Annotated in this window: 6 protein-coding genes; all 6 read left to right on the plus strand. The window is 65.7% G+C overall.

Annotation, left to right across the window (positions count from 1 at the left end):
* Positions 1–786 precede the first annotated feature (786 nt).
* The 6 genes from GPA_RS13995 to GPA_RS14020 all read left to right on the plus strand — a co-directional run bounded on the left by GPA_RS13995 (position 787) and on the right by GPA_RS14020 (position 8972).
* Entirely contained in the window at positions 787–1395 is a 609-nt protein-coding gene (locus tag GPA_RS13995; protein ID WP_049784177.1) for a hypothetical protein, read from the plus strand.
* A 289-nt stretch (positions 1396–1684) separates the two neighbouring features.
* Complete coding sequence (gene acnA, locus GPA_RS14000) at positions 1685–4363, plus strand: aconitate hydratase AcnA (protein WP_015540269.1); 2679 nt, start codon at positions 1685–1687, stop codon at positions 4361–4363.
* A gap of 101 nt (positions 4364–4464) precedes the next feature.
* Entirely contained in the window at positions 4465–6399 is a 1935-nt protein-coding gene (locus GPA_RS14005; protein ID WP_041239694.1) for an MFS transporter, read from the plus strand.
* 401 nt (positions 6400–6800) lie between these two features.
* Positions 6801–7322 carry a 50S ribosomal protein L10 gene (gene rplJ, locus GPA_RS14010; protein ID WP_041240603.1) on the plus strand — a complete coding sequence of 174 codons (522 nt, stop codon included), beginning with the start codon at positions 6801–6803 and terminating at the stop codon, positions 7320–7322.
* Positions 7323–7412: 90 nt separating this feature from the next.
* Positions 7413–7790: a 50S ribosomal protein L7/L12 gene (gene rplL / locus GPA_RS14015; RefSeq protein ID WP_015540270.1), complete on the plus strand. Its 378-nt coding sequence runs from the start codon at positions 7413–7415 to the stop codon at positions 7788–7790.
* Between the two features lie 240 nt (positions 7791–8030).
* Complete coding sequence (locus GPA_RS14020) at positions 8031–8972, plus strand: DUF4013 domain-containing protein (RefSeq protein ID WP_015540271.1); 942 nt, start codon at positions 8031–8033, stop codon at positions 8970–8972.
* Positions 8973–9022 lie beyond the last annotated feature (50 nt).

Raw genomic sequence — 9022 nt, forward strand, 5'->3', positions numbered from 1 at the left:
CGGGCGCGCCTGCCCCTGCAGCCGTTCCTGCACCGGCCTCCGTTCCTGCTTCTGTTCCCGCACCTGCGCTTGCGCGCCGCCGGCGCAGCGCGCGTCCCCGCCGGCCTTTCGCAGCACCACATCCGCCATATCGCCCGCCTTTCTCGAACCTGCAAACCCGCCGCCCGTTTCCGCCCCGCATTCCGGATCCCCAAAGGGAGCGCGCGCCCAAACCCTTTCGCGGATGCCCGCCGAGGCTCCGGCAGGCGTCCGCGCGGCCCTGTCGAAAACTGCCCGACCAGGGCCGTCGAACCTGTGGATCCTGGCAGATTTCGGCAGGTATTCGTCGCAGTCCGACGCTTGCTTGGAATCGGGGGCTTCGCACTCGTCTCCCACCTGGGGTTATAGCGTCGTATGAAAGCCGAGAACCGGCGCGCCCCGCAATCGGCGCCCCGGAATGACGAATAACCGCCGAAACCTGCCAGGATGCGGCATTTCTCCGACGCAACCGGCTTTCCGCTCCCTCTGCCGAAGAAAACAAAACGTATGTTCGCATAGAAGAAAGCACCGCACAAGCGAACAGACCGTGGATTTCGCGTAACGAAAGGTACGGTGATTCCGCAGGTCAAATAACAATTTCGGTCAAGTATCAGCTCTCATGGCGGGCCTTGTACTTCGGCCTTGTGCGCGTTCCGGGGGTCGTGTTTATTCTGCGCGGGGGAGGCGGGGCTCGCCGGGGCGAGGGTATAATGAAACGCTAAGCATGGTATTTGCGTGCTTTTGATAACGAGGATGGAGGAACGTCTGGTGAGCGATAAGGCGCAAGAGGCAGCGAAGGTGGCCGCATCCGCGATACGCGACGAGGCCAAGCTCGGCGAATTGACGGAGGCTCTGTCGGGAGGATCGCGACGCGCCCGTCAGAACGCCGCATCGGCTCTCGCCATCGTCGCCAAAGAAGCGCCTGAAATGCTCGTTCCCCAGGGGTCGGCGTTCGTCGATGCGCTCAACCGTCCGGAAGCGCAAACGCGCTGGGAATGCCTTGATATCCTTACCGCACTGGTGGATTACGACTCGCGCACGTGCGACAAGGCCGTGCCGGGTGCCGAGGCTGCGCTGTTCGACGAAGAGAGCGGCCCGGTGCGCCTTGCGGCGATGCGCTTCCTGTGCAAGCTGGGTGCCACGACGGAGAACCGTTCCGAGAAAGTCTGGCCGCTTATCGACGAGGCCATCCAATGCTGGCATGGCGACTTGGAGTTCCAGGATATGCTCGTGGCGGTTGTCGACTTCTCGGCCGGCAAGCTTGCTTTGCGGGTGAAGGAAGAGCTGCGGGATCGCATGAAGTTCGACGCGGAGAACGGCAAGGGGGCGCTCAAGCGCCGTGCCCAGCAGATCGTCGAGAACGTGCAGGCCGACTAGCCTTCACCTCCCCTTATTTTCTGGCGGTTCTCAATCCGCCGCTTTTCGCGTCTTCCCTGTTGCCCCTGCGAGGACGGCATCGGGAAAGCGGGGGCGCGGTATACTGCGCCACCCATCCGGGCGGTGACGTGGAGATTGTCGGTGCCATGCGACGCGTGACGAGCGCAGGGCGCAGAAGGCAAATAACGCCGTCTTCGGCGAGCGAGTACGAGAGGGAGGCGCGACGGGACGGGCGGGAGCCGGCCCTCGCGCGCGAGGGCCGCCCTGGGGCGGCGGATTGGAGTCATGCATGACTGACGAGGCCAGCCGTTTTGCCGACACGCTCGAAGTGGGCGGCACAACCTACACCTACTATCCGGTGGCGGGCGTTCCGGGTTCGGAGACGCTTCCCTACGCGCTGACGGTGCTGCTGGAGAACGTGCTGCGCAACGCCGAGAGCCCGGAGGCGGCCGAGGAGCTGGCCGGGCGCATCGTGGCGGCAGGCAACGCGGGCGAGGTGGGCAGCGAGGTGGAGTTCTCGCCGGCGCGTGTGCTGTTCCAGGACTTCACGGGCGTGCCGGTGTTCGTGGACTTCGCAGTCATGCGCGAGGCGTGCGCCGAGCTGGGCGGCGATCCGGCGAAGATCAACCCGCAGATCCCCTGCGATTTGGTGATCGACCACTCGGTCATCGCGGACGCGGCTGGCTGCGCCGGTGCGCTCGCGCAGAACATGGAGCTGGAGTTCGCGCGCAACAAGGAGCGCTACGACTTCCTGAAATGGTCGCAGCAGAGCTTCGACAACGTGCGTATCGTGCCACCGGGGGCGGGCATCTGCCATCAGCTGAACATCGAGCAGTTCGCGCACGTGGTCATGACGTCGGATGATGCGGGAGTGGCGCGGACAGATGGCGAGCGCCCAGTGGCGTACTTCGACACGCTTGTGGGAACCGATAGCCACACGCCCACGGCGAACGGCATCGGCGTGCTCGGCTGGGGCGTGGGCGGCATCGAGGCCGAGGCTGCGGCGCTCGGCCAGCCCATCACGACGCTCGTGCCCAAGGTGGTGGGCGTGCGCCTGACGGGCGAGCTCGCCGAGGGCGTGGCGGCCATGGACGTGGCGCTGACGTTCGCCCAGATGCTACGCGAGAAGGGCGTGGTGGGCTCGTTTGTTGAGTGCTTCGGGCCGGGCCTCGCCAGCCTGAACGCCACGCAGCGCACGTGCATTTCGAACATGACGCCGGAGTACGGCAGCACCTGCACGCTGTTCCCCGTGGACGACGCGACGCTCGAGTACCTGCGCTTGACCGGTCGCACCGAGGAGCAGGTGGCGCTCGTGGAGGCGTATGCGAAGGCGCAAGGCAACTGGCACGACCCGGACGCCCCGGCGCGCACGTACGCCGAGGTGATCGAGCTCGACCTGGGCTCCGTGGGCCGCTCGCTCGCCGGTCCGTCGCGCCCGCACGACCGCATTCCGCTGGAAGGCGTGCAGGAGCGCTTCCGCGCCGTGTGCGATGAGCGCGGGCTCGACCGCGGCAAAACCGTGGAGGTGGAGCTGGGGGGCGAGGCCCATGCGCTCGGCCACGGCGCGCTTGCCATCGCGGCCGTGACCAGCTGCACGACGGCCACCGATCCGCGCATGATGCTGGCGTGCGGCCTGGTGGCCAAGAAGGCCGCCGAGGCGGGTCTTGCGCCCAAGCCGTGGGTGAAGACGGTCCTCGCCCCGGGCAGCAAGGCCACCGAGCTTCTGCTCGAGCGCGCCGGGCTCATGGAGGGCCTGCGGGCGCTGGGCTTCTACACCTGCGGGTTCGGATGCATGAGCTGCATCGGCAACTCGGGACCCATTCTGCCGGCGCTGCATGACGTGGCCAGCGACATCGAGCTGGCGAGCGTGCTTTCCGGCAACCGCAACTTCGAAGGGCGCATCTCGCCCGACGTGTCGCAGAACTACCTGGTCGCCCCGGCCATGGTGATCGCCTACGCGTTGGCGGGCACGATGGACGTGGACTTGGCGCACGACGCGCTGGGGTGCCGCGAGGACGGCACGCCGGTGCGCCTGGCCGACATCTGGCCGAGCGACGAGGAGATCGACGCGCTGGTCGACGCGCAGGTGAACCGGGCGTTGTACGAGGACGGCACCCGCGGGCTCTACGACGGCGATGCGGCCTGGCAGGCGCTCGGCAGCGAGCCCGCGGGCACGTTCGCCTGGGATGACGCGTCAACCTACGTGCGGCGCGCGCCGTACTTCGACGGCATGCGGCGCGAGCCTTCGGCTCCCGAGCCCATCGTGGGCGCCCGCGCGTTGGCGCGGCTCGGCGACTTCATCACCACCGACCACATCTCCCCCGCGGGCTCCATCGCGGCCGACTCCCCGGCGGCGCGCTACTTGGAGGAGCGTGGCGTGGCGCCGGCCGACTTCAACACGTACGGCGCACGGCGCGGCAACCACGAGGTGATGATGCGCGGCACGTTTGCGAACGTGAAGCTGCAGAACCTGCTGGCCGAGGGGAAGAAGGGCGGCTGGACGCACGACTTCCTGGCAGACGAGGTGCGGCCGCTGTTCGATGCGGCCATGGACTACGAGGCTGCGGGCGTGCCGCTCGTGGTGGTGGCTGGCAAGATGTACGGCAGCGGGTCGTCGCGCGACTGGGCGGCGAAGGGCCCGGCGCTCCTGGGCATCCGCACGGCGTTCGCCGAGAGCTTCGAGCGCATTCACCGGTCGAACCTCATCGGCATGGGCATCCTGCCGCTGCAGTTCGCGGAAGGCGAGAGCGCCGAGAGCCTAGGGCTCGACGGCTCGGAGCGCTACACGGTGGCGCCGATCGACTTCTCGGCGGGGCTGCCCGTGCCGCGCGAGGTGGAGGTGACGGCCGAGCGGGCGGACGGCTCGACGGCGACGTTCAAGGCGACCGTGCGCGTGGACACGCCCACGGAAGGGCGCTACTACGAGAACGGCGGCATCCTGCCCTACGTGCTGAGAAGCCTATTGTAAAGACGAGGTAACGGTGGCGCCCGGTTGCGATGAGCAAGCGGGCGCTTTGCCGTATAATGGAGTGTTAATTCTAGCAATCGAGGGATACGGAAAGGGATGCCGTGAAACAGACATCCGGAATCGATGCGCTGCTTGAAGCGCTCAGGCAATCGGGGATCAACGTGGACGGGCGCTTCGACGCCGACGCGGAGGCCCCTTCGGACGGTGCGGGTCGCGCCGGCAGGGGAGGCGGCGGAGGCTCGCAGCCGCCGCACGTTCACGTTGAGGTCCCGTTCGCGGACCGTATGGCCGCGTGGGGCAAGAAGGCCCTTATCATCGCCGCCATCGTTATCGTGCTGGTAGGCCTGGCCGCCTACTGGTGGTTCCACCCGCCCATCAACATCCATTCGACGGACACCTGGATGTTCGTGGCCGTGTTCATCCTGCTGCCGCTGTTCCTGGTGTTCTGGAGCCGTTCGCACAGCTACAAGGAGGGCACCGCGAAGGTCGAGGCGAACCCGGGCAAGGCGAAGGCGTTCAAGTTCGCGAGCTACGTGCCGGTGGCCGTGGCCGTGCTGGGCGTCTTGGGCGCCGTGATGTCGCTCTCCATCTTCCCCGGCAACGCCGAGAAGTACGCCACGGTGCTGCAGACGACGGAGGACAACTTCGCGCAGGACATCAAGGAGGTGAACTACTCGGAGATCCCCGTTATCGACCGCGATTCGGCCGTGCTGCTGGGCAACCGCGAGATGGGCTCCATCCCCGAGTACGTGAGCCAGTTCGAGATATCGCCGCTGTACAGCCAGATCAACTACCAGAGCTCGCCGGTGCGCGTGAGCCCGCTGGGGTATGCGGACCTGTTCAAGTGGTTCACGAACCGCGAGGCCGGCATCCCCGCCTACGCGCTGGTGAACATGACGACGCAGGATGCGGAGATCGTGCGCCTTGAGGACAACCCCATCCATTACTCCGAGTCCGAGCCGCTCGTGCGCAACATCGACCGCCACGTGCAGCTGAGCTACCCCTTCTATATGTTTGACCAGAAGTCGTTCGAGATCGACGACGAGGGGCATCCCTGGTGGATCTGCCCGGTGCAGTCGCGCACCATCGGCCTGTTCGGCGGAACGACCATCCAGCGCGTGGTCATGGTGGACGCCACGACGGGCGAGACGCAGGACCTGGCCATCGAGGACGTGCCGCAGTGGGTTGACCATGCCTACCCGACCGACCTGCTGCTCGAGCAGTACAACTGGTCCGGCAAGTACAAGGACGGCTGGCTGAACTCCGTGTTCGGGCAGAAGAACGTGGTGCAGACCACGCCGGGCACCGACGGCAACCTGGGGTACAACTACATTGCCAAGGACGATGACGTGTGGGTGTACACGGGCGTGACCTCGGCCACGGCTGACAACTCCATCGTGGGCTTCGTGCTGATCAACCAGCGCACGGCCGAGTCGCACTTCTACCCGGTGGCCGGCGCCACCGAGGAATCGGCCATGCAGTCGGCCGAGGGCCAGGTGCAGAACTTGCGCTACCAGGCCACGTTCCCGCTGCTCATCAACGTATCGGGCCAGCCGACGTACTTCATGGCGCTGAAGGACAACGCGGGGCTCGTCAAGCAGTTCGCCATGCTGGACATCCAGCGCTACCAGAACGTGGCCGTGGGCAACACGGTGGCCGAGTGCCAGAAGGCCTACCAGGCCCTGCTCGCCACGAACGGCGTTCTGGCCGAGTCCGGCGTGGACACGGGCGCGGTTGAGAAGCAGGGTACGATCGCACACATCGCCCAGGCGGTGGTGGAAGGCAACTCGCACTTCTACGTGAAGCTGGACGACGGCAGCGCCATCTACGACTTCGCGCTTCCCGGGTTGATAGAGATCGTGGGATACAAGGAGGGCGACGCCATCACGTTCACGTACGTGGAGGCGGAGCCGACGAACCCCGTGGAGGAGATTGTCAGCGCCGACGGCGCGAAGGCCGGTAACGGGGCCGACGCCGCGAAGGAGGCGGAGAAGGAGGCCGCCGCCACCGCGGACGCGAAGGGCGACGCGGCGTAGCGCTTCGACGGCAGAATGCTTGCTCGGGAACCCCCGCGATCGGGGGTTCCCGTGGTTTTCGGGCGAGAAGGCAATCGATGGCCCGGGGAGCACGGAGCCCGGGGAGCGCGCCAGAGGGCGGAGGGCGGGCTTTTCCGTGTTTTGGGTTGACAAATGGCGGAATGGTGGCAAAATATAACGGTTGCTTCTTCGGGAGTACGACGTATAGCTAGTTCCGCTGCCCAAGACAGCTGGCACCGAGAGGTTTAATCGCAGGGATGCGGCCCGCCGAGGTGGTTGTATAAGTTTCGCGCTTAGACGACCCCTGCTGTCATGAGACGGCGGGGGTCGTTCCTTTTTCTTAGGCGACGATCCCAGACGAGGGAGCGGAACCCGAGTTTGAGGAAAAGGAGGTGTACTACATGCCCAACGTGAAGAACCAAGAGACGCTTGCCAAGATCAAGGAGGATCTCGACGGCGTTTCCGCTGTGTGGGTCGTGGACTACTGCGGCCTGACGGTGAAGGACATCCAGGCGTTGCGCGTGGCTATCCGCGAATCCGGCGCCAGCATGAAGGTGTACAAGAACACCCTGATGCACATCGCCCTGGACGAGGCCGGCCTGCCCACGCTCGACGATATCCTGGAGGGTCCGAGCGCGTTCGTGTTCGCCGGTGCCGATGTGGCTGCTGCCGCCAAGGCCGTGAAGACGTTCGCGAAGACGAACCAGAACCTGGAGATCAAGGGTGGTTTGATGGAAGGCGAGCAGGTTTCCGCCGCTCAGGTGGAGGCTATCGCTTCTCTCCCGTCCCGCGAAGAGCTCCTGGCTCAGATCGCCGGCGCTATCTCCGGTGTTGCCCGCGGCCTTGCCGTGGCGCTCAACGGCGTGCCGAGTGGTCTGGCGCAGGTCACGAAGGCCGTGGCCGACCAGAAGGAAGCTGCTTAACCGCAGCGTAGGCGGCGCGGCGAGCGCTGCCTGACGATAGGCAAAACACACCGGTCGGGAAGGACCCGGCCGCTTTGAAAGGAAACGAACATGGCTGTTACGCGTGAAGAGATCATCGAGGCCCTCAAGGAGATGTCCCTGCTCGAGGCTTCTGAACTGGTGAAGGACATCGAGGAGACGTTTGGCGTTTCCGCCGCCGCCCCCGTGGCCGTGGCTGCTGCCGCTCCTGCCGAGGGTGGCGCTGCTGCCGAGGAGAAGACCGACTTCGACGTCGTGCTCGAGGGCTTCGGCGACAACAAGATCGCCGTCATCAAGGTTGTCCGCGAGATCACGAGCCTGGGCCTGAAGGAGGCCAAGGAGCTGGTCGAGGGCGCCCCGAAGCCGATCCAGGAGGGCGTTGCCAAGGACAAGGCCGAGGAGATCAAGGCCAAGCTCGAGGAAGCCGGCGCGGCCGTCACCCTCAAGTAAATTGGTTCCGGCGGCCTGACGGCCATCGAGACTGCTTGAAGAGAGACCCCCAGACCTGGGGGTCTCTTACTGTCTGGCGGGATGCGCGTTACGTGCGGCGGGTTGTCGCGCTTAAGATGGTTTCGCCTTACTGACGGAATGGCAACGGTTCGCACGCGCTTAGGGCGCGCGCGTATATAGTAGAACGCGCTAACTGACAGACTGCGCGTTAGCGCAGCTGATGAGGATAGGAGGGGCGCTATGCAGGCCGGTTACTTCAATGCCGCTTGGCATGATATAAAGAATTCGCCCGGCTGGTTCGGCAAGCTGCTGGTGCTGGGCCTGGTGAGCCTTGTTCCCATCTTCGGGTGGATCGTGGTGGCGGGCTACCTGTACGGCTGGGCGCGCGACATCGCGTGGGGCGTGCATGCGCCGCTGCCCGCCCATGTGTTCGGCAACGAGGACGGGCGGCTTTACAGCCGCGGGTTCTTCGTGCTCGTAATAAGCTTCGTGTGCTCGCTCATTCCCTGGGCGGTGGAATTGGTGGGGTCTATCCTGACCGGAGGCTCCTTCGGGATATGGTCGGGCTGGGGCTATCATTCCGGGTTCCTGTCGTTCCCGCTGGGCCTTGCCTCGGGCCTTGTCGGCATGGTGTTCTTCGCCCTGTCCATTGCGGCGTACCTGTTCACGGCGTTCTTCACCTGGGTGGGCTCCATGCGCATGAGCATCTACGGCCGGCTTTCGGCCGGATTCCAGTTCGGCAAGATCTGGAGCATGCTGCGCCATGACTTCGTCGGGATGCTGCGCATCCTGGGCATGGCCGTGCTGATGGCCATTGCGACGACCGTGGTGGTGACCATCCTCATCGTGGTGGTGGTATTCCTGTGCGTGGCCATAGGATTCGCGGTCACGGGCGGCAACCTGAACATCAACTCCAGCCGTTTCGATGCGGCTATCGTCGGCATGGTGTTCGGGGTTGGCGGCGTGGCGATCGTGCTCTCGCTGCTGGCGGGATTCGCGTCCATGGTGGTGGCCGTGTTCTTCACGGCGATGATCGCGCGGGCGCTGGGCTACTGGACGCAGCAGTTCAACGTGCCGGCGTGGCGCGGGCAGGACGATCCGATGCCGTTCGAGCTGGCAGGCGCTGCGGGCGGGCCCGGCGGGGGCGGACAGCCGCCGTACCAGCAGCCGCCGATGCGCTGAGGTCCGAACCGCCCGGCCCCTTAGGCCCGAGGGTAGGCCGTCCGCTTGCC

The organism is Gordonibacter pamelaeae 7-10-1-b (assembly GCF_000210055.1).
Classification (GTDB): Bacteria; Actinomycetota; Coriobacteriia; order Coriobacteriales; family Eggerthellaceae; genus Gordonibacter; species Gordonibacter pamelaeae.